Origin of the sequence: Streptomyces sp. V4I8 (assembly GCF_041261225.1) — a bacterium.
Lineage (GTDB): Bacteria > Actinomycetota > Actinomycetes > Streptomycetales > Streptomycetaceae > Streptomyces.
On the sequence record NZ_JBGCCN010000001.1, the window covers coordinates 4,962,246 to 4,989,011 of the forward strand.

12 protein-coding genes and 3 rRNA genes are annotated in these 26,766 nt (G+C 68.9%); 6 read left to right on the top strand and 9 right to left on the bottom strand.

The features are described from left to right. The first annotated feature begins 81 nt into the window (after window positions 1–81). The gene (locus tag ABIE67_RS22460; protein ID WP_370268814.1) at window positions 82–1,341 is read left to right on the top strand and encodes a sensor histidine kinase; all 1,260 of its coding nucleotides are present in this window, start codon (window positions 82–84) and stop codon (window positions 1,339–1,341) included. Continuing rightward, the gene (locus tag ABIE67_RS22465; RefSeq protein ID WP_370260296.1) at window positions 1,338–2,015 is read left to right on the top strand and encodes a response regulator; all 678 of its coding nucleotides are present in this window, start codon (window positions 1,338–1,340) and stop codon (window positions 2,013–2,015) included. Before ABIE67_RS22460 ends, ABIE67_RS22465 begins: the two co-directional genes overlap by 4 nt. 47 nt (window positions 2,016–2,062) lie before the next feature. On the opposite strand, the gene rrf is transcribed toward ABIE67_RS22465, so the two are convergent. The 4 genes from rrf to ABIE67_RS22485 form a co-directional block, all read right to left on the bottom strand. After that, window positions 2,063–2,179: ribosomal RNA gene (gene rrf / locus ABIE67_RS22470) — 5S ribosomal RNA — on the bottom strand. A gap of 88 nt (window positions 2,180–2,267) precedes the next feature. Beyond that, window positions 2,268–5,389: ribosomal RNA gene (locus ABIE67_RS22475) — 23S ribosomal RNA — on the bottom strand. A 307-nt stretch (window positions 5,390–5,696) separates the two neighbouring features. Next, window positions 5,697–7,222 (bottom strand): 16S ribosomal RNA (locus ABIE67_RS22480). Together the 16S, 23S and 5S rRNA genes form the textbook arrangement of a ribosomal RNA operon. A 654-nt stretch (window positions 7,223–7,876) precedes the next feature. Then, complete coding sequence (locus tag ABIE67_RS22485; RefSeq protein WP_370260299.1) at window positions 7,877–8,425, bottom strand: MarR family winged helix-turn-helix transcriptional regulator; 549 nt, start codon at window positions 8,423–8,425, stop codon at window positions 7,877–7,879. A gap of 132 nt (window positions 8,426–8,557) precedes the next feature. Here ABIE67_RS22485 and ABIE67_RS22490 point away from each other — a divergent pair, with 132 nt between their 5' ends. After that, window positions 8,558–9,829, top strand: coding sequence for an MFS transporter (locus ABIE67_RS22490; RefSeq protein WP_370268816.1), 1,272 nt, complete (start codon window positions 8,558–8,560; stop codon window positions 9,827–9,829). 146 nt (window positions 9,830–9,975) lie between these two features. On the opposite strand, the gene ABIE67_RS22495 is transcribed toward ABIE67_RS22490, so the two are convergent. Together ABIE67_RS22495 and ABIE67_RS22500 are read right to left on the bottom strand one after the other, a co-directional pair. Continuing rightward, a complete protein-coding gene (locus tag ABIE67_RS22495) occupies window positions 9,976–11,646 on the bottom strand; it encodes a SpoIIE family protein phosphatase (protein WP_370260303.1) in 1,671 nt (556 codons plus the stop codon). A 251-nt stretch (window positions 11,647–11,897) separates the two neighbouring features. Then, complete coding sequence (locus ABIE67_RS22500) at window positions 11,898–13,277, bottom strand: NAD(P)/FAD-dependent oxidoreductase (RefSeq protein WP_370268820.1); 1,380 nt, start codon at window positions 13,275–13,277, stop codon at window positions 11,898–11,900. A gap of 383 nt (window positions 13,278–13,660) precedes the next feature. On the opposite strand from ABIE67_RS22500, the gene ABIE67_RS22505 reads away from it, so the two are divergent. Both ABIE67_RS22505 and ABIE67_RS22510 read left to right on the top strand, forming a co-directional pair. Then, on the top strand, window positions 13,661–14,443 hold the full coding sequence (locus tag ABIE67_RS22505; protein ID WP_370260307.1) for a TetR/AcrR family transcriptional regulator: 783 nt from the start codon (window positions 13,661–13,663) through the stop codon (window positions 14,441–14,443). Window positions 14,444–14,753: 310 nt separating this feature from the next. Then, window positions 14,754–16,730 (top strand): sigma-70 family RNA polymerase sigma factor, encoded by a 1,977-nt coding sequence (locus ABIE67_RS22510; RefSeq protein WP_370260311.1) that lies wholly within the window; start codon window positions 14,754–14,756, stop codon window positions 16,728–16,730. 26 nt (window positions 16,731–16,756) lie between these two features. On the opposite strand, the gene ABIE67_RS22515 is transcribed toward ABIE67_RS22510, so the two are convergent. Together ABIE67_RS22515 and ABIE67_RS22520 are read right to left on the bottom strand one after the other, a co-directional pair. Continuing rightward, entirely contained in the window at window positions 16,757–20,188 is a 3,432-nt protein-coding gene (locus ABIE67_RS22515; protein ID WP_370260317.1) for a BTAD domain-containing putative transcriptional regulator, read from the bottom strand. A 782-nt stretch (window positions 20,189–20,970) separates the two neighbouring features. Continuing rightward, window positions 20,971–23,067: an asparagine synthase-related protein gene (locus ABIE67_RS22520; RefSeq protein ID WP_370260322.1), complete on the bottom strand. Its 2,097-nt coding sequence runs from the start codon at window positions 23,065–23,067 to the stop codon at window positions 20,971–20,973. A gap of 701 nt (window positions 23,068–23,768) precedes the next feature. On the opposite strand from ABIE67_RS22520, the gene ABIE67_RS22525 reads away from it, so the two are divergent. After that, window positions 23,769–25,193 carry an MFS transporter gene (locus ABIE67_RS22525; protein ID WP_370260325.1) on the top strand — a complete coding sequence of 475 codons (1,425 nt, stop codon included), beginning with the start codon at window positions 23,769–23,771 and terminating at the stop codon, window positions 25,191–25,193. A gap of 110 nt (window positions 25,194–25,303) precedes the next feature. Here the strand turns inward: ABIE67_RS22525 and ABIE67_RS22530 are convergent, their stop codons facing one another. Continuing rightward, entirely contained in the window at window positions 25,304–26,671 is a 1,368-nt protein-coding gene (locus ABIE67_RS22530) for a histidine-type phosphatase (protein WP_370260329.1), read from the bottom strand. Window positions 26,672–26,766 lie beyond the last annotated feature (95 nt).

Genomic DNA, 26,766 nt, shown 5'->3' on the forward strand with positions numbered 1-26,766 from the left:
GCCACCGTAGTACCTGGGTACGACATCGCTCACCCGGAATACGCCCTGCGGCTCTGTGACGCCTGCCGGAAAGCCCGCACGATGGACCGCGTGACGGAAGAGCGAGCGACGGAACCCCTCACCCAGCACATCCAGCGCATCACCCGACGCGTGCGCGCCTTCGACCGACGCCACCCACTCGTCTGGGACCTGCACCTCACCGGCTTCTGGGTGACCGCAGCTCTCATCGACTACTACGGCGACGGCTGGCTCAACGTGGCCCGCGACCGCGACAACCCCGGCTGGCTCGTCCTCACCCTCAGCCTCGGCCTGTCCGTCCCCCTCCTCCTGCGACGCGCCCACCCCCGGACCGTACTCCTCGCGATCGCCCCCTTCGCCCTCGTCAACGCCTGGACCGGCATCGCCCTCCAAGCGGTCCTGCTCCAACTCCTCGTCGTCTTCCACATCGCCCTGCGCCGCCCTCCGCGCCACCTGTGGTGGGCAGCGGCCCTGATCACCACACCGGTCGCGGTGATGGCCGCCCGCCACCCGCAGGGCAGCGCGGACAAGGACATCGTCCCCGTGCTGATGTCCGTCGTCGTGGCAACAGCCATCGGCATCACGGTCCGCACCCGCCGCGACCACACCGAGGCCCTCGAGGACCGCGCCCGCCGTCTGGAGATCGAACGCGACCAGCAGGCCCAGCTCGCCGCCGCCGCCGAACGCGCCCGCATCGCCCGCGAGATGCACGACATCATCGGCCACAACCTCTCCGTCATCACCGGCTTGGCCGACGGCGGCCAGTACGCGGCCGCCAAGTCCCCGGAACGCGCCGCCCAGGCCCTCCACGCCATCGCCACCACCAGCCGCCAGGCCCTGTCCGAACTACGCCGCCTGCTCGACGTCCTCCGCGACGAGGAGCAGCCCCGATCCCCCCAGCCGGAGCTGGCCCCCCAACCCACCCTCACCGACCTCGCCAAACTCCTCGACGGCGTACGCGCCGCAGGCCTCCCCGTCCACACCACCACCCACGGCATCCCCACCCTCCCCCCGGGCCGCCAACTCACCGTCTACCGAGTCATCCAGGAAGCCCTCACCAACACCCTCAAACACACCGGCCCCGGCACCACAGCCGCCATAGAGCTGTCGTACGAGGAGAAGGGCGCCGTGACCCTGACGGTGACCGACACCGGCAGCAGCGGCCCCGATCACCGCACCCCGCAGCCCACCGGCGGCCGCGGCCTGCCCGGAATGCGCGAGCGAACCGCCCTGTACGGCGGCACACTTGAGGCCGGCCCACGCCCGCACCCCGAACAGGGCTGGCGCGTCCATCTGTACCTCCCGGAGGAACCCCCGCAGTGACCACCGTCCTCATCGCCGACGACCAGCCCCTCCAGCGCTTCGGCTTCCGGATGCTCCTCGAAAGCCAGGACGACATGACAGTGCTGGGCGAGGCGGCCAACGGCAGCGAGGCCATCCGCATGACCTCGGAGCTCCACCCCGACGTGGTCCTGATGGACGTCCGCATGCCCGGCCTCGACGGCATCGAGGCCACCCGCCGCATCACCGCCTCCGGCGACCGCACCCGGGTCCTGATCCTCACGACCTTCGACCTCGACGAATACGCCTACGCCGGCCTCCGAGCAGGCGCCTCCGGCTTCCTCGTCAAGGACGCTCAGCCGGAAGAGCTCCTGTCGGGCATCCGCGCGGTGGCGACAGGCGACGCGGTGGTCGCCCCGAGCCTGACCCGCCGCCTCCTCGACGCGTACGTCCACCATCTACCGAAGCAGAACCCGGCCGGCACCCCGGAGCCGACAGCCCTGGACCCCCGCCTCGCTCCCCTCACCGACCGCGAACGCGAGATCCTCACGGTGATCGGCCAGGGATGGACCAACACGGAGATAGCCACTCGCCTCCACCTGGCCGAGTCGACGGTGAAAACCCACGTCGGCCGCATCCTCGCGAAGACGGGCTCACGGGATCGAATTCAGGCGGTGATTCTGGCGTACGACTCCGGACTGGTGATCCCGTCCTGAAACGCGAAAAGGCCCACACCATAAGGTGTGGGCCTTTTCTAAAATTTGTTCGGCGGCGTCCTACTCTCCCACAGGGTCCCCCCTGCAGTACCATCGGCGCTGTAAGGCTTAGCTTCCGGGTTCGGAATGTAACCGGGCGTTTCCCTCACGCTATAACCACCGAAACACTATGAAACTGTCAGCCGCACCACGCCGTGACCAGGCATGGGGCTGTTCGTGGTTTCAGAACCAACACAGTGGACGCGAGCAACTGAGGACAAGCCCTCGGCCTATTAGTACCGGTCACCTCCACACGTTACCGTGCTTCCAGATCCGGCCTATCAACCCAGTCGTCTACTGGGAGCCTTACCCCATCAAGTGGGTGGGAGTCCTCATCTCGAAGCAGGCTTCCCGCTTAGATGCTTTCAGCGGTTATCCCTCCCGAACGTAGCCAACCAGCCATGCCCTTGGCAGAACAACTGGCACACCAGAGGTTCGTCCGTCCCGGTCCTCTCGTACTAGGGACAGCCCTTCTCAAGACTCCTACGCGCACAGCGGATAGGGACCGAACTGTCTCACGACGTTCTAAACCCAGCTCGCGTACCGCTTTAATGGGCGAACAGCCCAACCCTTGGGACCGACTCCAGCCCCAGGATGCGACGAGCCGACATCGAGGTGCCAAACCATCCCGTCGATATGGACTCTTGGGGAAGATCAGCCTGTTATCCCCGGGGTACCTTTTATCCGTTGAGCGACGGCGCTTCCACAAGCCACCGCCGGATCACTAGTCCCGACTTTCGTCCCTGCTCGACCCGTCGGTCTCACAGTCAAGCTCCCTTGTGCACTTACACTCAACACCTGATTGCCAACCAGGCTGAGGGAACCTTTGGGCGCCTCCGTTACTCTTTAGGAGGCAACCGCCCCAGTTAAACTACCCATCAGACACTGTCCCTGATCCGGATCACGGACCCAGGTTAGACATCCAGCACGACCAGAGTGGTATTTCAACGACGACTCCACGAACACTGGCGTGCCCGCTTCAAAGTCTCCCACCTATCCTACACAAGCCGAACCGAACACCAATATCAAACTGTAGTAAAGGTCCCGGGGTCTTTCCGTCCTGCTGCGCGAAACGAGCATCTTTACTCGTAGTGCAATTTCACCGGGCCTATGGTTGAGACAGTCGAGAAGTCGTTACGCCATTCGTGCAGGTCGGAACTTACCCGACAAGGAATTTCGCTACCTTAGGATGGTTATAGTTACCACCGCCGTTTACTGGCGCTTAAGTTCTCAGCTTCGCCACCCCGAAGAGTGACTAACCGGTCCCCTTAACGTTCCAGCACCGGGCAGGCGTCAGTCCGTATACATCGCCTTACGGCTTCGCACGGACCTGTGTTTTTAGTAAACAGTCGCTTCTCGCTGGTCTCTGCGGCCACCCCCAGCTCGAGGAGCAAGTCCTCTCACCAGACGTGGCCCCCCTTCTCCCGAAGTTACGGGGGCATTTTGCCGAGTTCCTTAACCATAGTTCACCCGAACGCCTCGGTATTCTCTACCTGACCACCTGAGTCGGTTTAGGGTACGGGCCGCCATGAAACTCGCTAGAGGCTTTTCTCGACAGCATAGGATCATCCACTTCACCACAATCGGCTCGGCATCAGGTCTCAGACTATGTGCCAGGCGGATTTACCTACCTGACGTCCTACACCCTTACCCCGGGACAACCACCGCCCGGGATGGACTACCTTCCTGCGTCACCCCATCACTCACCTACTGCAAGTCTGGTTCGTCGGCTCCACCACTCCCCTTTGCCCGAAGGCTCCAGGGCGGCTTCACGGACTTAGCATCGCCTGGTTCAATGTTTGACGCTTCACAGCGGGTACCGGAATATCAACCGGTTATCCATCGACTACGCCTGTCGGCCTCGCCTTAGGTCCCGACTTACCCTGGGCAGATCAGCTTGACCCAGGAACCCTTAGTCAATCGGCGCACACGTTTCTCACGTGTGAATCGCTACTCATGCCTGCATTCTCACTCGTGAACCGTCCACCACTGCCTTCCGGCGCGGCTTCACCCGGCACACGACGCTCCCCTACCCATCACAGCAGGCGTTGGCCCTATATGCTGCAATGACACGACTTCGGCGGTACGCTTGAGCCCCGCTACATTGTCGGCGCGGAATCACTAGACCAGTGAGCTATTACGCACTCTTTCAAGGGTGGCTGCTTCTAAGCCAACCTCCTGGTTGTCTCTGCGACTCCACATCCTTTCCCACTTAGCGTACGCTTAGGGGCCTTAGTCGATGCTCTGGGCTGTTTCCCTCTCGACCATGGAGCTTATCCCCCACAGTCTCACTGCCGCGCTCTCACTTACCGGCATTCGGAGTTTGGCTAAGGTCAGTAACCCGGTAGGGCCCATCGCCTATCCAGTGCTCTACCTCCGGCAAGAAACACACGACGCTGCACCTAAATGCATTTCGGGGAGAACCAGCTATCACGGAGTTTGATTGGCCTTTCACCCCTAACCACAGGTCATCCCCCAGGTTTTCAACCCTGGTGGGTTCGGTCCTCCACGAAGTCTTACCTCCGCTTCAACCTGCCCATGGCTAGATCACTCCGCTTCGGGTCTTGAGCGCGCTACTATACCGCCCTATTCGGACTCGCTTTCGCTACGGCTTCCCCACACGGGTTAACCTCGCAACACACCGCAAACTCGCAGGCTCATTCTTCAAAAGGCACGCAGTCACGAGAACAAGGCAAGCCTTGTTCCGACGCTCCCACGGCTTGTAGGCACACGGTTTCAGGTACTATTTCACTCCCCTCCCGGGGTACTTTTCACCATTCCCTCACGGTACTATCCGCTATCGGTCACCAGGGAATATTTAGGCTTAGCGGGTGGTCCCGCCAGATTCACACGGGATTTCTCGGGCCCCGTGCTACTTGGGTGTCTCTCAAACGAGCCGCTGACGTTTCGACTACGGGGGTCTTACCCTCTACGCCGGACCTTTCGCATGTCCTTCGTCTACATCAACGGTTTCTGACTCGCCTCACAGCCGGCAGACTGTGAAAGAGAGATCCCACAACCCCGTACACGCAACCCCTGCCGGGTCTCACACGTATACGGTTTAGCCTCATCCGGTTTCGCTCGCCACTACTCCCGGAATCACGGTTGTTTTCTCTTCCTGCGGGTACTGAGATGTTTCACTTCCCCGCGTTCCCTCCACATACCCTATGTGTTCAGGTATGGGTGACAGCCCATGACGACTGCCGGGTTTCCCCATTCGGAAACCCCCGGATCAAAGCCTGGTTGACGACTCCCCGGGGACTATCGTGGCCTCCCACGTCCTTCATCGGTTCCTGGTGCCAAGGCATCCACCGTGCGCCCTTAAAAACTTGGCCACAGATGCTCGCGTCCACTGTGCAGTTCTCAAACAACGACCAGCCACCCATCACCCCCGGTACAAACCGGAGTTCACTGGGGCCGGCTTCCGAAGCACAACCTCACGGCCGTTACTTCAGACACCCAACAGCGTGCCCGACACGATCAGTTGATGAGCTTCGCGTTCCACGCCGAAGCAGTACTAACGCTCTCATCCATACTGAACCGTGCCGAATAATCAACGTTCCACCCATGAGCAACCAGCATCAGACATTCGCCGATGTACTGGCCTCTGGACTGCCGAGGCAGCCTAGAAGTGCTCCTTAGAAAGGAGGTGATCCAGCCGCACCTTCCGGTACGGCTACCTTGTTACGACTTCGTCCCAATCGCCAGTCCCACCTTCGACAGCTCCCTCCCACAAGGGGTTGGGCCACCGGCTTCGGGTGTTACCGACTTTCGTGACGTGACGGGCGGTGTGTACAAGGCCCGGGAACGTATTCACCGCAGCAATGCTGATCTGCGATTACTAGCAACTCCGACTTCATGGGGTCGAGTTGCAGACCCCAATCCGAACTGAGACCGGCTTTTTGAGATTCGCTCCACCTCGCGGTATCGCAGCTCATTGTACCGGCCATTGTAGCACGTGTGCAGCCCAAGACATAAGGGGCATGATGACTTGACGTCGTCCCCACCTTCCTCCGAGTTGACCCCGGCGGTCTCCTGTGAGTCCCCATCACCCCGAAGGGCATGCTGGCAACACAGGACAAGGGTTGCGCTCGTTGCGGGACTTAACCCAACATCTCACGACACGAGCTGACGACAGCCATGCACCACCTGTACACCGACCACAAGGGGGCGCCTGTCTCCAGACGTTTCCGGTGTATGTCAAGCCTTGGTAAGGTTCTTCGCGTTGCGTCGAATTAAGCCACATGCTCCGCTGCTTGTGCGGGCCCCCGTCAATTCCTTTGAGTTTTAGCCTTGCGGCCGTACTCCCCAGGCGGGGAACTTAATGCGTTAGCTGCGGCACCGACGACGTGGAATGTCGCCAACACCTAGTTCCCACCGTTTACGGCGTGGACTACCAGGGTATCTAATCCTGTTCGCTCCCCACGCTTTCGCTCCTCAGCGTCAGTAATGGCCCAGAGATCCGCCTTCGCCACCGGTGTTCCTCCTGATATCTGCGCATTTCACCGCTACACCAGGAATTCCGATCTCCCCTACCACACTCTAGCTAGCCCGTATCGAATGCAGACCCGGGGTTAAGCCCCGGGCTTTCACACCCGACGTGACAAGCCGCCTACGAGCTCTTTACGCCCAATAATTCCGGACAACGCTTGCGCCCTACGTATTACCGCGGCTGCTGGCACGTAGTTAGCCGGCGCTTCTTCTGCAGGTACCGTCACTTTCGCTTCTTCCCTGCTGAAAGAGGTTTACAACCCGAAGGCCGTCATCCCTCACGCGGCGTCGCTGCATCAGGCTTTCGCCCATTGTGCAATATTCCCCACTGCTGCCTCCCGTAGGAGTCTGGGCCGTGTCTCAGTCCCAGTGTGGCCGGTCGCCCTCTCAGGCCGGCTACCCGTCGTCGCCTTGGTAAGCCATTACCTCACCAACAAGCTGATAGGCCGCGGGCTCATCCTTCACCGCCGGAGCTTTCGACCCTCACAGATGCCTGCGAGAGTGATATCCGGTATTAGACCCCGTTTCCAGGGCTTGTCCCAGAGTGAAGGGCAGATTGCCCACGTGTTACTCACCCGTTCGCCACTAATCCCCACCGAAGTGGTTCATCGTTCGACTTGCATGTGTTAAGCACGCCGCCAGCGTTCGTCCTGAGCCAGGATCAAACTCTCCGTGAATGTTTTCCCGTAATCGGGATGAACACCACGAGAGCGGAACAGCCAGGCGGAATAAGCCCGGCCGTTCACAGCGTCCTCGCTGTGTTTTTTCAAAGGAACCTCGCCCCAGCAGATGCTGGAGACGGGGTATCAACATATCTGGCGTTGATTTTTGGCACGCTGTTGAGTTCTCAAGGAACGGACGCTTCCTTTGTACTCACCCTCTCGGGCTTTCCTCCGGGCGCTTCCCTTCGGTCTTGCGTTTCCGACTCTATCAGATCTTTTTCCGATCCGATTTCCTCGGTGCTTTCCAGGTTTCCGCTTTCGCGTTTCCCTTTCCGGCGGTCCCGACTCTATCAGATCCTTTCGGGCCTGACCCCCAGTCAGCGGGGCTTGTCTTCGCGGCTGTTGGGCCGTTCCGACGTCTCAAACCTTAGCGGATCCTCTCGGCGATTCCCAATCGGGCCGCCGAGTCCCAATTCGAATTGAATTCGGGCACGCCGAAATCAACCCCATAGGGAGATCGTGCTGGTGGTTTGGTTTGCCGCTCTCGCGGCGGGAGGTGCTGTCGCAGAACCGTTACGGCTCGGCGGCAACCCGAAGAACTCTACGGATCGGGGAGGGGGCTGTCAAGCACCCCCTGTCAAGATCTTTCCGGCGGAGCAGGGGCCCGGGTCAGTCCAGGTCGCTGAGGCGTCCGCCGGCGTCCGGCTGGGCGTGCTCCACCCTGCGGAGCAGGCGGGTGAGGACCTCACCGAGGGTGGCGCGCTCCGCCGCCGAGAGGTCCTGGAGCAGGTCCTCCTCGAAGACCGATGCGAGCCGCATCGCCTCCAGCCACTTCTCCCTGCCCTCGACGGTGAGCTCGACGATGACGCGGACGCGGTTGGACTCGTCCCGCTCCCGGGTGACCAGGCCCTCGGTGACCATGCGGTCGATCCGGTGGGTCATGGCGGCCGGGGTGAGACCGAGGCGCTTGGCGAGGTCGCTGGGGCCCATCCGGTACGGGGCGCCGGAGAGGACCAGGGCCTTGAGGACCTCCCACTCGGCGTTGCTAATGCCGAGCGCGGCGGTCTGTCGGCCGTAGGCGACGTTCATGCGGCGGTTCAAGCGGGACAGCGCCGAGACGACCTTCTCGACCTGAGGGTCCAGGTCCTGGAACTCGCGCTGGTACGCGGCGATCTGTTCCTCGAGGGTCGGTTCGCTGATGCCGTGGGTGTCGCCCATGGACCGAGTATGGCACGGGCTTGCTTGGCGTTGAAGTCCTTCGCTGTGTAGTGTTTAGCTTCGAACTTTAGCTTTGAAGTCTTCAGACCTACATCGAGAGAGGTGAACGTGACCAGGGCGATGGGCGCAGCGATGCGCCGGATCCACGTGGGCAACGCACTCAGCGCGTTCGGGCTCGGTTTCACCGTCCCCTACCTGTACGTCTATGTGGCGCAGGTGCGGGGGCTGGGTGCCATGACGGCGGGGCTCGTCCTCGCCGTCTTCGCCGTGGCGGCACTGGTCGTGCTGCCGTTCGCCGGGCGGGCCATCGTCCGGCGGGGTCCGCTGCCGGTGCTGCTCGCCGCTCTGGTCACCGCCGCGCTCGGGTCGCTGAGCCTTGGCCTCGCGGGGAGTGCGGTGTCCGTACTCCTGGCGGCGGCCGCGCTCGGGGCGGGGCAGGCCGTGATGCAGCCGGCGCTCGCGACGATGATCGTCGACTGTTCCACCGCTGAGACCCGGTCGCGGGCGTTCGCGACGCAGTTCTTTCTGCAGAACCTGGGGCTGGGGGTCGGCGGGCTGATCGGGGGGCACCTCGTGGATGCGACCAGCGTTTCGTCCTTCACTCTGTTGTTCGCGATCGAGGCGGCGATGTTCCTGCTGCTCGTCGTGGTGATGTCGACGGTGCGGATGCCGCGTGCGCCGCGGATCGAGGGGGCGCCGGGGGCCGTCGGGTCGACGAAGGGGAGCTGGAAGCAGTTGCTCCAGAACCGGGCGATGGTGCAGCTGTGTGTGCTGGGGTTCGTTCTGTTCTTCGCTTGCTACGGGCAGTTCGAGTCGGGGCTGAGTGCCTACGGGGTCGAGGCGGCCGGGGTTTCCACATCCGCGCTGGGGACCGCGTTGGCTGCCAACACCGCGATGATCGTGGTGGCGCAGTTCGCCGTGCTGAAGTTCGTCGAGCGGCGGAGGCGGTCGCGGGTGATCGCGGCTGTGGGGTTGATCTGGGCCGTGGCGTGGGTTGCTGCGGCGTATGCGGGGCTTGGGCACGGGAGCCAGGAGATGGCTACGGCGGCCTTCGTCTCTACCTATGCGCTGTTCGGGCTGGGTGAGGCGATGTTGTCGCCGACGGTTGCTCCGTTGGTGGCGGATCTTGCGCCGGAGGGGATGGCGGGGCAGTACAACTCCGCTTTTGCCCTGGTGAAGCAGCTTGCGTTGGCTGTGGGGCCGGCGGTGGGTGGGCCTATGGGGGCGGCGCTGCATGGGCCGTATGTGGTGACGTTTCTGTTGTTCTCGCTGGGGATCACGTATCTCGCGGTGCGGTTGGGGCGTCAGCTGACCGCTGTGCAGGATCAGCCGTGGTTGGGGAGGAGCCGGGTGGTCGCGCAGGGGACTGCGTCGGCTGCGGGGTCGTCGCGGGCGCACGCCTGAGTTTTTCGCCCCCGCCGCCCCTACCCTTCCCATCTCTGAAGGGGCTGAGCCCCTTCGACCCCGCCAAGGGGCTCAGCCCCCTGGACCCCCATCGGCCTGCGGCCTCGTCCTCAAACGCCGGACGCTGAAGAGGCACTAGCTGAAGGTCAGGGTCTCTGGGGGTCCAGGGCCGTTTTCGGTAGGACGAACTCGCACCAGACCGCCTTGCCGCCGCCCGGGGTTCGTCGGGAACCCCAGGACGAGGAGATGGACGCGACGATGGCGATGCCTCGGCCGGACTCGTCGCCTGGTTCTGCGCGGCGGCGGCGGGGGAGGTGGTCGTCGCCGTCCGTCACCTCGATGATCAGGCGGCGGTCGGTGCGGCGGAGGCGGAGGCGCATGGGTGGGGTGCCGTGCTGGAGGGAGTTGGCGACCAGTTCGCTGGCGGCCAGGACGCCCAGGTCGTGGAGGTCGGGCGGGAAGCGCCAGCTGGTCAGGACGCCGGAGGCGAAGGCACGCGCGCGGGGGGCCGCTTCGACGCCGCCGAGGAGTTCCAAAGCGGCGTTGCGGAAGAGGTCGCCGTCGGGGCCGGTGCGCGCCGGGTGCTGAAGGACCAGGACCGCCACGTCGTCGTCGTGGTCCGCTGTGACGCCTGCGCTTCGGACCAGGCGGTCGCAGATGACCTGGGGGGTGCCCGTCGCGCCGGCCAGGGCGCACTCCAGGGAGGCGATGCCCTCGTCCAGGTCCTCGTTCCGGCGTTCCACCAGGCCGTCGGTGTAGAGGACGGCCGTGGAGCCGGGGCTCAGGGCGATCGAGCCGGACGCGTGCATCCAGCCGCCCGTGCCCAGGGGCGGCCCGGTGGGTTCGTCGGCGCGTTGGACCTCGCCGTTCTCGTCGCGGACCAGGATGGGGAGGTGGCCGGCGGAGGCGTAGACCAGGCGTCCCTCGTTCGGGTCGTGGACGGCGTAGACGCAGGTGGCGATCTGGTTGGCGTCGATCTCGATCGCCAGGCCGTCCAGGAGCTGCAGGACCTCGTGCGGGGGGAGGTCCAGGCGGGCGTATGCCCTCACTGCCGTACGGAGCTGGCCCATTACCGCTGCTGCTCGTACTCCTCGGCCCATGACGTCGCCGATCACCAGGGCCGTGCGGCCGCCGCCGAGGGTGATCACGTCGTACCAGTCGCCGCCGACCGCGGCCTCCGTGCCACCCGGGTGGTAGGTGGCGGCGACGCGCAGGTCGTCGGGCTCTTCGAGCTCCTGGGGGAGGAGGGAGCGCTGGAGGGTGACGGCGGTTTCGCGTTGGCGGCGTTCGCTGGCGCGCAGGCGTTCGGCGGCTTCCGCGTGGTCGGTGACGTCCGTGGCGAAGACGAGGACGCCGCCGTCGCCCTCCGCGACGGGGGTGCAGGTGAAGGTGTAGGAGCGGCCGTCGGGGGCCTTGCGGGACTTGAGGGTGCGGGACTTGCCGCTGCGCAGGACCTGGTCGAGGAGGGGGAGCAGGCCCAGTTCGGCCAGCTCGGGGAGGGCCTCGCGGGCCGGTTCGCCCGGGGGGCGTACGCCGAAGGCCGTGACGTAGGTGTCGTTGACGTAGGCCAGGCGGTGATCGGAGCCGTGGACCAGGGCCACCAGCGCCGGAACGCGGTCCAGGACCTCACGGACCGGCAGTTCGTCCACGGCGGGGATCGGCTTGGCGTCGTCGGTGAGGTGTTCGGCGCGGGCCGCGGGGACGGCGCCCGGGCTCTCTCCCCGGCGGTCCTGGGTGACCGCCGCCGCGGGTTCGGTCCGCGCAGCCGCGCGGCGCTGCGTTCCGGGGAGCCGGGCGCTCCAGCGCGTGAAGTTCACGAATCCTTGCCTCGTGTCGTCGTCTTCGGCCAGCTCCGGACCCGGCCTGGGTCTGAGGGGTGGCACCAGCACCCCCGGAATGCAGCACTGTGGGGAGAGCCTTGTGGGTCGAAGGGCGGGCGGGTGCCCGTCCAGGGGCGTCCTGGGTCGGGGTCGGTTCGTCGTCCGGGTTCGGGATCAGTCTGGCAGTGCGGCCGACCTGGCCGACACCCGTCTGACGCCTGCCCCGTCGGTGGAGTTCCTGAGTCCGGTCAGGACGACCCCTTCGGGTCGTCTTCCGGCTTGAGGGGATACTTTCCACCGGCCGCGAGTTCGAACTCCGCTCGGGGATGTTCGAGTGAACCTAGGGAGACAACCTCCCTCTTGAAGAGTCCCGAGAGGGTCCATTCGGCCAGGACGCGGGCCTTGCGGTTGAAGGTCGGCACCCTGCTGAGGTGGTAGACGCGGTGCATGAACCAGGCAGGGTAGCCCTTGAGCTTGCGTCCGTAGACCTGCGCGACCCCCTTGTGGAAGCCGAGGGAGGCGACCGAACCCGCGTACTTGTGTGCGTACGTCTCCAGGTGTTCGCCGCGCAGGGAGTGGACGATGTTGTCGCCCAGGACCTTCGCCTGGCGCAGGGCGTGCTGCGCGTTGGGGGCGCACTCTCGGCCGGGCTCGCCCGCGGTGACGTCGGGGACGGCGGCGGCGTCTCCCGCGGCCCACGCGTGCGTGGTGCCCTCGATCGTCAGCTCGGGGGTGCACTTCAGCCTGCCGCGCTCATTGAGTGGCAGGTCGGTGGCGGCGAGGATCGGGTGGGGTTTGACGCCGGCCGTCCAGACGACCGTACGGGTCGGGAAGCGGGCGCCGTCGCTGAGGACGGCGACGCGGTCCGCGCAGGACTCCAGGCGGGTGTGCAGGCGTACGTCGATGTTGCGGCGGCGCAGTTCGGTGACCGTGTAGCGGCCCAGGTCCTCGCCGACCTCGGGCAGGATGCGGTCCGAGGCCTCGACGAGGATCCACTTCATGTCCTCGGGCCGGACGTTGTGGTAGTAGCGCGTGGCATGGCGGGCCATGTCCTCGAGTTCGCCGAGCGCCTCGACCCCGGCGTATCCGCCGCCGACGAAGACGAAGGTGAGGGCCGCGTCGCGGATCGCGGGATCGCGGGTGGAGGAGGCGATGTCCATCTGTTCGATGACGTGGTTGCGCAGGCCGATGGCCTCTTCGACGGTCTTGAAGCCGATGCCGTGGTCGGCGAGGCCGGGGATGGGGAGGGTGCGCGCGATGGAGCCGGGCGCGAGGACGAGCTCGTCGTAGGAGAGCTGTTCGCTGCCCGTGCCCTCCTCCTCGGAGGCGAGGGTGGTCAGGGTCGCGGTGCGCTTGGCGTGGTCGATGGCGGTGGCCTCGCCGATGATGACCCGGCACCGGGACAGGACACGGCGCAGCGGTACGACCACATGGCGCGGGGAGATGGAGCCGGCGGCCGCTTCCGGGAGGAATGGTTGATAGGTCATGTACGGGTCGGGAGTGACCACCGTGATCTCGGCTTCGTCCCGGCCCAGTTCCTGTTTCAGCCTCCGCTGAAGACGCAGGGCCGTGTACATCCCGACGTAGCCGCCGCCGACAACGAGAATGCGCGCACGTTCCTTCACCATCCCATGACGCACCCGGCGCTTGCGTTTGTCCACAGGCTCGACCATTTGTGTGACCGGAGGCCGTCGGCGGCGCGGTTTGGCCGAAATGCCGGAGTGCGCGGAAACTCCGCAGGTCAATGGGTGTGCGCCGGGGGATCGCGGGTGGCGCAATCAGGGCGTAAACGACCCGTACTCCGATCGAGGGGCGCTCTGTGCGGAACCTGCCCCTTCTGAATTGACTCCCTCTCAACTATGTTCGTGTGTTGACGGGGTGTAGGGGGATGCGCTCATCGGGTCCGTGAGTCACACGGGACGGACCTGTTGTCCGGGCTTGTTCCGCGACGCTCCGGCTTTGCAATGACGGGGAGTCTCCGGGGGGAGACGTCATTACCGGGGGATCGCTTATGCATGTTCAGGAATCTCGTTGGCCTTCCGCGTCCGCCCTCGCATCGGGCGGCGGGACGGTGGGCGGCACGATCAGCGCGGCTGCGGGTAACGGACGCGGGGACGCGTCGCGTACGACGCCGCTGCGCGTGGACGCACAGCGCAATCTGGAGCACGTGCTGCGTGCGGCGCGTGAGGTCTTCGGCGAGCTGGGATACGGCGCGCCGATGGAGGACGTGGCGCGACGCGCGCGGGTCGGTGTCGGCACGGTGTACCGGCGCTTCCCGAGCAAGGACGTTCTGGTCCGGCGGATAGCCGAGGAGGAGACCTCCCGGCTGACCGACCAGGCGCGTACCGCGCTCGGTCAGGAGGACGAGCCGTGGTCGGCGCTCTCGCGCTTCCTGCGGACGTCGGTGGCCTCGGGCGCGGGCCGACTGCTGCCGCCGCAGGTGCTGCGGGTCGGGGTCGCCGAGGACGGCGCCGTACTCGACGAGGCCCGGGTGCCGCAGCAGCGGATGCAGCCGGGCACGGGTGAGCTGCGGTTGGTGCCCGAGCAGTCGCCGGCGGGCGCGGTCGCCCCGGTGGACGACGCGGGGGCGGCGGCGCTGCTCGACGTGGTGGGCCAGCTGGTGGAGCGGGCGCGCGCGGCGGGTGAGCTGCGGGCCGATGTGTCGGTGTCGGACGTCCTGCTGGTGATCGCGACGGCGGCGCCCTCGCTGCCGGACGCGGCGCAGCAGGCGGCGGCCTCGGCGCGGTTGCTCGACATCCTGCTGGAGGGGTTGCGGTCGCGTCCTCAGGCGTGACTCGCCCCGGGTGAGGACCGTGACCGCGAAGGGTGAGTGATTCGAAGGGGTGACAGCGAGGCGGGGTGCCGTGCCGCCCTCGCCTCGAACACCATGGCGGAGCGTGCCGGGCGTTTCGGGGTGCGGCATTCAACTCCCGCCCGGCAAACGCTGTTTGGACCTTCCCCGTACGGGCGAGGGCTGGTACTACGCTGCGGGGAGCCCCCACGGACGGGTGGATGTCCGTACGAGTGGGTCCTGACCAAAGGCCCATATGGCACCCTGACCCGGTGTCCGGGACTGGTGGAGCTGGCAGCGGGGGCTTTCCGCGATGAGCGTTGACGGGTGGGACGAGTCGCGCGATGACGGTGACTCGGCGACTCCGCAGGTGCCGAGTCAGGGCGGCCGAGCAGACCTGCCACCGGGCGGCGACCCCCTGGAGGGCCGTGCGGAAGGCCGTGCGGAGGGCAGTGTCCCGGCACAGCGCGACCGGCGCGAGGACAGCACGTTGCCCACGCCGCGCCACATGCCGCCGCCCCGCGACACGCCGCCGTCGGACGCCGACCTGATCGGGCGGATGCGCTCCGGTGACGACACCGCCTACGAGGAGTTGTACCGGCGCCACGCGGAGGCGGTGCGCCGGTACGCGCGCACCTGCTGCCGCGACGCCCACACCGCGGACGACCTGACCGCCGAGGTCTTCGCCCGCATGCTCCAGGCCGTACGCGGCGGGTCCGGCCCCGAGCACGCCGTACGCGCGTATCTGCTCACCTCGATCCGGCGGGCCGCGGCGGACTGGACGAGGTCGGCGCGGCGGGAGCAGCTGGTCGACGACTTCGCGGTGTTCGCCGCGCAGTCCTCGCGGGTCTCCGAGGTGTCCGACGACACTGCGTCCTTCAGCTCCTTCGGAGCGGGCCTCGACCTGGGCGCCGACGTACGGGCCATGCACGAGGCCGAGCAGTCCATGGCCATGCGGGCCTTCCGGTCGCTGCCGGAGCGCTGGCAGGCCGTGCTCTGGCACACCGAGGTCGAGGACGAGTCGCCGAGCGAGGTCGCCACGCTCTTCGGGCTCGACGCCAACGGCACGCGCGTGCTCGCCAGCCGCGCCCGCGAAGGGCTCAAGCAGGCCTACCTCCAGGCCCACGTCAGCGCCAGCCTCGCCAGTGACGAGGAGTGCGCCCGCCACGCCGACCGGCTCGGTGCCTACGCCCGCGGCAGCCTGCGCACGCGCGCCGAGCGGGGGCTGCGCAAGCACCTTGAGGAGTGCGCCAAGTGCCGGCTGGCCGCGGGCCAGATCCAGGAAGTCGCCGGCGGTATCCCCGCCGTCGTGCCGGTCGCGGTCATCGGCTGGTTCGGCGCCGCCGGGTACGCCAAGGCGGCCGGGCTCATCGCCGGTGGTGCCGGGGCGGGTGCGGCCGGTGCAGTGGGGGCCGCGGCGGCGGCCGGCGGCGGTTCCTCCGGTGGGGCGAGCTCCGGGAGCGGTGCGGCGGCCTCCGAAGGGCTGGGCGCGCCGGTGAAGGCCGGTATCGCGGCCGGGGTGGTCGCCGTGGGCGTGGTCGCGGCGATCGTGCTCGCGCTGGCCGGCAACGAGAAACCGGCCGACAAGGACCATGCGGACGCCAAGCAGCCTCCGGTCCCCTCCCCCATCGTGGAGGAGACGCCGACGCCCGAACCCCCGGAGCCACCGAAGCCGTCCGAGGAGGCCGCTCCGCGGCCGCCGGCGATCGTCCCGGCCGCCGAGACCAGTCCGTCCCCCACCCCGACACCGACGCGCTCCCCCAGTCCGGCGCCCACGCCCACCCCCACGCCGACTCCGACCCCCACACCGCCCCCGACGCCCACCCCCACGCCGACTCCGCCGCCCCCGCCCGCCCCGGTCGTCTACCAGTGGAGCGAACTGTCGTACGACCTCACCGGCGACGGCACCGCGCCCGAGATGCGGCTCCATGGCAGCACCTGGGTGTGGCAGCGGTACGGCGTGTCGATCGGCGACCAGCGGTACGCGCACGGCGTCACCGTGCACGGCCGGTCCTCCGTCACCATCGACCTCAACCGGGAGTGCTCCGCCTACGACGCCATGGTCGGCGTCGACGACTCGACCCTGGGGCTCGGCCGGTTCTCCTTCTCCGTCTACGCCGACGGCGTCCGGCTGTGGCGGTCCGGAGCGATCAAGGGCGGGGACCCGGCGGTACCCGTCCATGTGAACCTCGCCGGGCGCGAGACCGTCCGGCTGGTGGTCGAACCGCACAGCACCTTCGACACCCTGCTGCTTGCGGACTGGGCGGAGTCGAAGTTCAGCTGCGGGTAGGGCCGTTCCGCTGGGCTCGGGGGCGCTTACGGCTCCTGCTCGACGGGGTGAGGGAGGCCCCGCACGGCCTCTGCGAGGTCGTTCAGCACGCCGTCGTAGGTGAGGGCGGTGCCCCGCGACCGCTCGGCGGTGAACCGTTCGGCACCCAGGGCGGTGCGGGCGGCGGCCTCGGCCCGCTCGGCGTGGTCCCGCTCCGGCAGGGGGCGCGGATGACCGCGCCGCCAGTGCTCCGAAGCGGCCAGCAGTCGCACCGCGCGCGGGTGGTCGCCCAGGCGGGTGAGCAGGTCCGCCGCGGCGTCCGTGAGGGCCGCCGTGATCACGTCGGCACACCGCTTCTCCACGGCCACACGCAAGGTGTCGGCCAGGAGGGGCAGTCCCCGCTCCGGGCCCGACTCAGCCGTCACGACCATGGCCTCGATGGCGTTCAGCATCACGATGAACTGCGGCGGTGGCGTGCCGCGGGCCGTCTCCACGCGGGCCGCGTCGCACATCTCACGCGCGCGTGCCGTGTCCTCGGCGTCCAGCGCGATCTGGGCGCGCATCAACCTGACGAAGGCCCGTGAGTCCGGCACACCGTACCGGTCGGCGGCTGCGCTCGCCTCGTCCAGCGCCGTCAGTGCCGTCGTACGGTCGCCCTCGCGGTAGGCGATCTCGGCGAGCCGGGTGATGAGGAACGGGGTCTCGGCGTGCGCGCCCACCTCGTGGGCGAGCCGCAGCGCCTCCTCGTACTCGCCCTTGGCCTCCTCGAAGCGGCTGCGCGCCATGGCCGTCTCGCCGGCCGCGCTGCACACCTGGGCCCGCATCCAGCGGTCGCCGGCGCGGCGGCTGAGGAGCCTCAGCTCCGCGAGCTCGTCGTCGAGACCGTCCGTGCCGCCGGGCGAGTCGACGACCATGTGCGTACGGAACATGAGCAGGACGCCGACCTCCCAGTCGCCGCCGTGGACGCGGCAGTTGGCGACGGCTACGTCCATGGAGGCCTGGACCTCCCGAGAACTCCTGAGGAAGAAGTCGATCAGCGGCCAGACAAGCCCCGGCAGCCGTGCGGCCAGCGGGCCTCCCTGCTCGAAGAAGCTCCGCACGCGGATCATGTAGCGCCGCATCCGCTCGTCCAGCAGGGTGTCGATCGGCTCGGTCTCGGACCTGAGGAAGAGGCGCAGGAGGCGGAGCTGCATCCGCGGGACGTGCAGGGGGTGGTGGGCTGCCTCTTCCGGGGCGGCGAGGAAGGCGTCGATCGGGTCGGGGGCGGCCATGGGGTCGGAGGCGGCCATGGGATGGAGGGTGGCCGTGGGGTGGAGGGTGGCCTTGGGGTGGAGGGTGGCCTTGGGGGCGCGGTCGGCCCTGACGTCGCGGTCGGCTTCGGGAGCGCGGACGGCCGTATCCGAGGCGGCCCCCAGCCGCAGGATCCGGTCGATCCAGGCTGTGCCCTCGTGGCGGTAGGTGCGCAGCCACCAGAACCAGCCCATGGCGAGGGCGATGGCGGCGGCATCCGGTTCGTCGCCTGCCGTGAGGGCGCGGTCGAGGGCCACCCGGATGTTGTCCAGCTCCGTCTCCAGGCGGGAGATCCAGGGGAGTTGGCCGGCGGAACGCAGCTGGGGATCGGCCTCCTCGACGAGGGCGCGCACCCACGCGCGGTGCCGGCGCTCGGCCGCGCGCCGCGGTTCGGGGAGCTCGGCGGCGCGCTCGACTGCGTACTCGTGGATGGTCTCCAGCATGCGGTACCGCATGCCGTCGGACCCGTCCCGCTCGCACGGGGTGGCCACGATCAGGGACTTGTCGACCTGCGCGCCCATGAGGTCCGCGACCGGCCCGGTGCACACGGCCTCCGCCGCCGCGAGGTCCCAGCCGCCCGCGAAGACGGACACTTCGCGCAGCACCGTCCGCTCCTGCTCGTCGAGCAGTTCCCAGGACCAGTCGACGACGGCGCGCAGGGTCTGCTGGCGGGGCAGGACCGTACGGCTTCCGGAGGTGAGGAGGCGGAAGCGGTCGTCGAGGCGGTCCGCGATCTGCCGGGGGGTGAGCAGCCGGAGCCGGGCGGCCGCCAGCTCGATGGCGAGCGGGAGTCCATCGAGGCGGCGGCAGATCTCCGCGACCGCCTCCTGGTCGCGCCCGTCCCCCAGCACGGCGTCGATGCCGGGGCGGACGGCCGCCGCGCGCTCCGCGAAGAGGCGGTGCGCCTGGTCGGGGAGCAGGGGCTCGACCGGGCGGACCAACTCGCCGGGGACGCCCAGGGGTTCACGGCTGGTGGCGAGGATCGTGAGGCCCGGGCAGTGGGTGAGGAGCGTTTCGGCGAGGGTGGCTGCGGCGCCGATGACATGTTCGCAGTTGTCAAGGATCAGGAGTTGGCTGCGCGGGGCGCAGTACTCGATCAGCAGGGCGAGCGGGTCGTCCTGCGGGGCCGTCAGCTCGTTGGTCATGAGCACGGTCTCGCGCAGACCGAGCGCATTGACCACCGCGCCTGGTACCGCCTCCGGCCGGTCGAGCGAGGCGAGCTCGACCAGCCATGCCTGGGGGAGACCGGTGGCGGCTTCCTCGGCGAGGCGGGTCTTCCCAGAGCCGCCCGGTCCGGTGAGCGTGACCAGTCTGGCCCTGTGCAATTCGGAACGGATGGCGTCGAGTTCGAGTTCCCGGCCCACGAAAGAGGTAAGGCGGGGACGGAGGTTGCCGGCCCGGGTGGGGGGTGGCTGAGGCTTCGTCGTGGGTTGCGGTTGGGGGGCCTGCTCGGGTTCCGGCTCTTGAGGCGTCGGTGTCAGCAACTCCGTATGCAGCGCGCGGAGCTCTGGGCCGGGGTCGGTGCCGAGGCCGTCGGCCAGGGCTCGGCGGGCGGTTTCGTACGCGGCGAGGGCGTCGGCCGAGCGGCCTGCGTCGCGCAGGGCGCGGATGAGGAGGGCGTGCAGCGGTTCGTCGTACGGATTCGCCGCGGTCAGTTCCTTCAGTTCGGGTACGGCGTGCTGGGCGCGGCCGAGTCGCAGGTGCGCCTCGATGCGGGCTCGGGTCGCCTCCAGGCGCAGGGCCTCCGGGCGGGTCGCGGCGGTGCTGCGGTCGGGGAGGTCGGCCAGGGCGGGGCCGCGCCACAGGGTGAGGGCGGTGGTGAGGGTCTGGGCGGCGGTGGACGGGTCTTCTGCGGCGAGGGCTGAGGTGCCCTCGTGTACGAGGCGTTGGAAGAGGAAGAGGTCCACGTCGTCCTGGGTCGCCGTGAGGCGGTAGCCGCCGGGGGTGGAGGTGATGGCGGCCTTGCCGAGGGTGCGGCGGAGGCGGCCGACCAGGGCCTGGAGGGCGGCGGGGGCGTCCTGGGGTGGGTCTCCGGGCCAGACCTCGTCGATCAGGGTGTCGGGGGTGGTGGGGTGGCCGGGGCGTAGGGCGAGGGCTGTGAGCAGGGCGCGGAGGCGGGGGCCGGCGATGGGTACGACGGTGCCCTGGTCGTCCTCTGCCTGGGTGACGCCCAGGATTCTGTACCGCACCGGGTCATTGTGGCGGGGGTGGCTGTGGAGGGCGCGGGGTTTGCCGGTCGGGGGTGTGGTTGCGGTGGTCGTCCGGGTGCGCGCCGGGAGGTTTTCGCCCCCGCCGCCCCTACCCGTCCCATCCTGAAGGGGCTCCGCCCCTGCGACCCCGCCAGGGGGCTACGCCCCCTGAACCCCCATCGGCCTGAACGGCCTCGTCCTCAAACGCCGGACGGGCTGAAGATGCCCGGACCGGCCCCGAAAAGCGACCGCCACCCGCGAGGCGAAGCCCCTGCGGGAGGGTGGGGGTTAACGGTGGCCGTGCTCGTCCTCAAACGCCGGACGGGCCGAAGATGCCCGGACCGGCCCCGAAAAGCGACCGCCACCCGCGAGGCGAAGCCCCTGCGGGAGGGTGGGGGTTAACGGTGGCCGTGCTCGTCCTCAAACGCCGGACGGGCCGAAGATGCCCGGACCGGCCCCGAAAAGCGACCGCCACCCGCGAGGCGAAGCCCCTGCGGGAGGGTGGGGGTTAACGGTGGCCGTGCTCGTCCTCAAACGCCGGACGGGCCGAAGATGCCCGGACCGGCCCCGAAAAGCGACCGCCACCCGCGAGGCGAAGCCCCTGCGGGAGGGTGGGGGTTAACGGTGGCCGTGCTCGTCCTCAAACGCCGGACGGGCCGAAGATGCCCGGACCGGCCCCGAAAAGCGACCGCCACCCGCGAGGCGAAGCCCCTGCGGGAGGGTGGGGGTTAGCGGTGGCCGTGCTCGTTCTTGAACGCCGGACGGGCTGGAAGTGGACAGCTCTACGCCCGCCCCGGCGCCCCCGCCCCCAACGCCCCCCGCTGCGGCTTGATCCCCGCCGGTACCGCTCGTTGGCGGGCGGGGGTGCCTGTCCAGCAGGTGCCTCGGCGGGACAGGAGGCGGTGCAGCCAGAGTTCGAGGGAGACCAGGTCGGCGAGGCCGTCCAGCGGGAGGGGTTCGCCCTCGGCGGCGGCGCGGAGGGCCTTGCGGACCACTCGGGCCTCGACCAGGCCGGCCTGGGCCAGGAGGGGGGTGCCGAACAGGGCCATGAGGGAGTCGGCCGATACCCGAAGGCCCGTGCGTGCCGCTGCTGCCGCCGGTGCGTGGGACGGGGCGCCCCAGCCGGGCGGGAGGTCGGTCACTCCGGCGCCCTCCAGGACCGTACGGAGGATGGCGGCGCGGGCGCCGGGCTGGACGCGGAGGGCTTCCGGGAGGGCGCGGCAGGCGCGGACGACCTGGTTGTCGAGGAAGGGGGTGTGCAGGCGTTGGAAGCGGATCTCGGCGGCCTGTTCCAGGACGCGGATGTCCGAGGCGTGGCGGGCCAGGGCGGCACGCGCGCGGTAGTCGCCCGGGCGCTGGCCGGGGCCTACGCCGTTGCGGCTGGTCGCCACTTGCAGGCGAACCGATACTTCAGCCAGCGCCTCGCCGGTCAGCCAGCGGGCCGCAGGGCCCGGTCTGGCCCAGGTGAGCGCGGCGAGCGACGCCCCTACGGCACCTCCGGGTTCGTCGAAGCGGCGGTCCATCAGACGGGCGGCCAGGGACTCCAGGCCCGTGCGGTACGGCGTGCGGGCCAGTTTTCTCGCCGCGCCGTACACGCGCGCGGGGACCAGCACCGAGCCGTCCGCCTTCGCCAACGCCGCGACCGGGCGGACCAGGTGGCGGCGTTTGCGGTCCATCAGGAGGTCGGCCAGGCGGGCCGGATGGGCGTCCAGGACCTGGCGGGCGCCGTAGCCCGTGAAGTGGTCGGCGCTGCCGGACGCCAGGCGTGCGCGGTGCCGAGCCGCCGTCACCAGGCTCGGGCCCGGCTCGTCCGTCAGGGGGCCGTCCAGCTCGGCGTACGGCAGTGTCTCCTCGCCGCCCGTCACCACCACGTGGTGCAGTCGCGGGTTGGCCGCCAGGGTTCCCGCCCGCTCCAGCTCGGCCTCGCGGCCGCCCACCGCGAGGTCGTTGAAGGTGACCGCCAGGAGGCGCTCCCCCGCGCCCGTGCCGTGGCCCAGGACCGTGCCCGGCATCCCGGGGAGGCCTGCTGCGAGCAGCGCCAGGGTGCCTGACGCGGGGCCGCCGGAGAGGTCCGCGCCGATACCCGGAACCGGCATCCCGCGCGCGGCACGCCGTTCGGCGGGCCCCATGCCCGGGACCGGGCCCGGGTCTATGTCGGCGCCGGGGACATGGCGAGGCGCGGACAGACGCGCGCGTACCGCCTCCACCAGGGCGTCGCGTACGGCGTCCACCGCGCTGTCCGGGTCGGCGATCGGCGCCGCCACCGCCAGCGAGGCGACCGGCTCGTACCCGGCGATCTCGCGCGCCCCGGTGCGCAGGATCAGCGCATGCCCCGGCGGAATGCGCCGTACGCCATCGTACGGGGTGGAGTCGTGCAGCGCGGCCGGTACGTCGGGGGCGGCCAGCAGGGCGGCGAGGTGCCCGAAGTCGAGGTTGGCCTCGATGAGGTCGGCGAGGGGGAGCGCGGCGGTCGCATAGGCCGTACCGCCCGCCCAGGGGGTGTAGAACACGGGCCGTGCGCCCGCCAGATCGCCGCACACCGTGACCCGGCGGCCGACCTGGACGACGGCGGTGTAGCTGCCGGACCAGGCCGTCAGATGCCGAAGTGCCCCTCCGCGCGCGGCGAACAGGCCGAGGCGCAGCTGCTCGTCGGTCGCTCCGCACGTCCCCAGCACCGCGATCCGGGTCTGCGCGTCGGCCTTCACCACGCGCACCTCGTCCGGGCGCCAGTCGCCGACCGCCCACAGGGGATCGGGGTCGCCCCACAGGAGTTGGGAGCCGACCGGGTGCACCGTCTCACCGTCGCTTCCGGTGGCCCCCGCGGAGCCGATACCGGCGGACACCGCGGTGGTGCTGCTCCATCCCACGAACCACCGCATCGCCGCCTCCACAGGCTGTGGACAACCAGTGCACCGCACGAACCGGTCACCATGCTGCCATGAAGGACGCGCGCCGGAGCGGCGGCGGAGCCGCTCGAGATCCCGGATTCGCATGCGCGTGAAGACCACGCGCGAGCCGAACACCCGGACGAGGGAAAGGGATCGGTCAGCGTCCGCGACGCGAATGCGCCCCCGATGCGCTCCCCGAAAACGCCCTTCGCGCCCTCAAGTTCCGTGGTCGGAGCGGTAATTGCCCGCAGAAGGCGGGGTCGATTTTCGGCCAAATCGGCGACGCAAGGACAGGCTCGCGCAACACTCCGTGCAAGACCTGCGCACTACTGGGTGTGCTCGCCGTGCGCGCAGTCCGGGGAACGGTGTACGCCCCCCGGACCGTTCCGCCGCCCGCGGGGATGTAGGCGGCGGAATCCCCCAGCCCGCTGGATCCAGTACAGCGGGCCGACCCACGCATGAGCCATGGAACCGCTCCCGCGATGGCTGGAGAAGAGCGCACGGACGGGCGCACGGCCACACAGCGGGAGCACGTCACAACTGTGCGTAGGGGGTGCGCACTTGAGTACGGGCCACAATCCCGCCATCCGGAAGAATGCCCCTTAACGCTTGGGATGCGGCGAACTACGCTGGGTTTACGAATGCCGCGTGGTTATGCCAGCGCGGCAGCCGTCTGTGTCGAGGGGTGGCGCATGTCCAGGGAGCAACGCGGGCCGAACGAAAAACTCGGCACCGTTCTCGCCCTCGCGGGAATCAGCAACGCAGGACTCGCTCGACGCGTCAACGATCTTGGCGCTCAACGAGGCCTGACTCTTCGCTACGACAAGACGTCGGTGGCGCGCTGGGTGTCGAAGGGCATGGTGCCGCAGGGCGCCGCGCCGCATCTCATCGCCGCCGCCATCGGCCAGAAGCTGGGCCGTCCGGTGCCGCTCCACGAGATCGGCCTGGCGGACGCGGACCCCGCACCCGAAGTGGGCCTCGCCTTCCCCCGGGACGTCGGACAGGCGGTGAAGTCGGCGACCGAGCTGTACCGTCTCGACCTCGCCGGCCGCCGCGCGGGCTCCGGCGGCATCTGGCAGTCGCTGGCCGGTTCGTTCGCAGTAAGCGCATACGCAACGCCTGCCTCACGGTGGCTGATAACCCCGGCCGACAGCTCGGTGGCGCGCGAGGTGAACTCCGCGGAGGACTCCGGCGCACCGGCCAAAGTCGGCCACAGCGATGTGCAGAAGCTGCGGGAGGCCGCCGAGGACGCCAGGCGCTGGGACTCCAAGTACGGAGGCGGCGACTGGCGTTCGTCCATGGTGCCGGAGTGCTTGCGGGTGGAGGCGGCGCCGCTGCTGCTCGGCTCGTACTCCGACGACGTCGGACGGGCGCTGTTCGGGGCGAGTGCCGAACTCACGCGCCTCGCCGGGTGGATGGCGTTCGACACCGGTCAACAGGAGGCCGCCCAGCGGTACTACATCCAGGCGCTGCGGCTCGCCCGCGCGGCAGCCGACGTACCCCTGGGCGGGTACGTGCTGGCGTCGATGTCGCTCCAGGCGACCTACCGGGGCTTCGGCGACGAGGGCGTCGACCTCGCCCAGGCCGCTCTGGAACGCAACCGCGGCCTCGCCACGGCCCGCACCATGAGCTTCTTCCGTCTCGTCGAGGCACGCGCACACGCGCGTGCGGGTGACGCGCAGGCCGCCGGCGCGGCACTGAAGGCGGCGGAGGGCTGGCTGGAGCGGTCCAGGGAGGGCGACAACGACCCGTCCTGGCTCGGCTTCTACTCCTACGACCGCTTCGCCGCGGACGCCGCCGAGTGCTACCGGGACCTGAAGGCCCCGCGTCAGGTACGGCGGTTCACGGAGCAGGCGCTGTCGAAGCCGACGGAGGAGTTCGTACGCTCGCACGGGCTGCGGCTCGTCGTCTCGGCGGTCGCCGAGCTGGAGTCGGGCAACCTCGACGCGGCGTGCGAGCAGGGCGTGCGGGCGGTGGAGGTCGCGGGGCGGATATCGTCCGCGCGCACCACGGAGTACGTGAAGGACCTGCTGCACCGCCTGGAGCCGTACGGCGACGAACCGCGGGTGGTCGAGCTGCGGGAACGTGCACGCCCGCTGCTCATGGCTCCGGCGTAGGTGGAGATCATCGGCACGCGCGCGTGAGCGGTCGGCGGCTCAGCGAGCCTGAGCCGTCGGCCGTCGCGGCGTCACGATCACGACGTCATCACCGCGCCACGGTCACGGTGTCACGACGCGCTGTTGGTGCGCCCGAAGCATCGCTCCAGCTCGTCGAGCTCGTAGAAGGTGCTGCCCTTGGCGAGGGGACGGCAGCCGGCCTTGAAGGCGGTCTCCTTCTCGTTGTAGAGCATCCGCACCAGGTAGGTGTCGCCCTTGCGGAAGACGTCCCACTGGATGTGGGAGCCGAGCGGCGCCACGGACGCGCCCAGCCAGGCGTTGTCGGCGTAGGTGTACGGCCGCTCGGCCGTGGCGCCCTTCGTGCTGCCGGGCAGGCCCATCAGCGCGGCCAGCGGGATGATCTCCTCGGCGTGGGTGAAGCGCAGCTCGGCGCCCAGGTCGCTGGTGCCGGCGCGCTTGGCCTCGGCCTGCTGGAAGAAGTCGTCGAGCAGGACGTCCGCCATCTCGTACGTGATGTCGCTGCCGGCGAAGCCGGGACCCTTCTCGTAGAAGTCCTCGGCATCGCTCAGGTACCCGAACCAGGCCGCGTCCCGCTTCGAGATGAACCGCTCCATGCCCCAGCCCTTGCCGCCGGGGCTCTCGTCGCTCATGGCGGGCGCGATGGCGTACAGGTGGTAGACGGCCGTGGCAGCGGCCACGCGGTCGTCGTCGGAGAGCTGGTCGACGAAGTCGCCCTTGAAGAGCTTCTTCAGTACATCGCGGGCGGCGCGGTGGGTGGTGGGCTGGTCGGTGAGGGACTTCAGGGTGCTCGCGAGGCGCTGGTCGTTCGCGATGTAGTCCCGGTAGGCCGCGCCGCCGGCCGCCTTGTGGAAGTACAGGAGGTCGACGTCCGTGCGGGTCGGGCCGATCAGCGGCTTCAGGGCCGGGTCGGCCTCGGCCAGGCCGGCGGCGTACAGGTTCGCGCTGTCGACCGCGCGCCCCTGCCCCGAGCTGACGACGTCGATCTTCTCCTTGTCACCGGCGATCCGCCGGAACAGCCCCGGCAGCCGCTTCTCCATCCGTACGGCCGTGTCGTGGATCTCGCGCCCGCCGCGCCCGCTGAGGTCGCCGTAGCCCACGGTGCTCATGGCGCTCTGCAGGGCCGCCACCTTGGGCCCGAACTGCTTCCCCTTGGCGGTGAGTCGACCGGCGGCCTCGGCCTTCTTCCACAGCGCGAGAACCAGGTCCGCGTCCTCGCCGTCGGTCGCGGCGCGGGAGCCGTGCCGGGAGACGTTCTCCGTGAAGACGGGGGTGAAACCGGCGGGGGGCCGCTGGTAGGTGCGGGCGTTCTGGCCGGGGGTGTACGTCGCCTTGGTGCCGTAGCTGTTCCGGGTGCCGGTGTTCGTGGCGGCGCCTGCGGGGGCTGCGGGAGCGGTGGCCAGAAGGGTGGCCAGGCCGAGGGCCAGGACGGGGGTGAGGGCCGGGGTCGGGCGTCTCATGGATGTGCCGTTTCTTTCAGTGCCGCTGCGTCGCACCGATGCGGCAGTCCGGGTGATCTGCCGCATCGTCGAAGCGGTCCATGAACTCCTCGTGG

Coding starts and splice junctions, on each gene's coding strand:
- ABIE67_RS22460 (WP_370268814.1), top strand. CDS start 82: ATGGACCGCGTGACGGAAGAGCGAGCGACGGAACCCCTCACCCAGCAC.
- ABIE67_RS22485 (WP_370260299.1), bottom strand. CDS start 8,425: ATGGGCGACACCCACGGCATCAGCGAACCGACCCTCGAGGAACAGATC.
- ABIE67_RS22490 (WP_370268816.1), top strand. CDS start 8,558: ATGCGCCGGATCCACGTGGGCAACGCACTCAGCGCGTTCGGGCTCGGT.
- ABIE67_RS22500 (WP_370268820.1), bottom strand. CDS start 13,277: ATGGTGAAGGAACGTGCGCGCATTCTCGTTGTCGGCGGCGGCTACGTC.
- ABIE67_RS22505 (WP_370260307.1), top strand. CDS start 13,661: ATGCATGTTCAGGAATCTCGTTGGCCTTCCGCGTCCGCCCTCGCATCG.
- ABIE67_RS22510 (WP_370260311.1), top strand. CDS start 14,754: ATGAGCGTTGACGGGTGGGACGAGTCGCGCGATGACGGTGACTCGGCG.
- ABIE67_RS22520 (WP_370260322.1), bottom strand. CDS start 23,067: ATGCGGTGGTTCGTGGGATGGAGCAGCACCACCGCGGTGTCCGCCGGT.
- ABIE67_RS22525 (WP_370260325.1), top strand. CDS start 23,769: ATGTCCAGGGAGCAACGCGGGCCGAACGAAAAACTCGGCACCGTTCTC.
- ABIE67_RS22530 (WP_370260329.1), bottom strand. CDS start 26,671: ATGAGACGCCCGACCCCGGCCCTCACCCCCGTCCTGGCCCTCGGCCTG.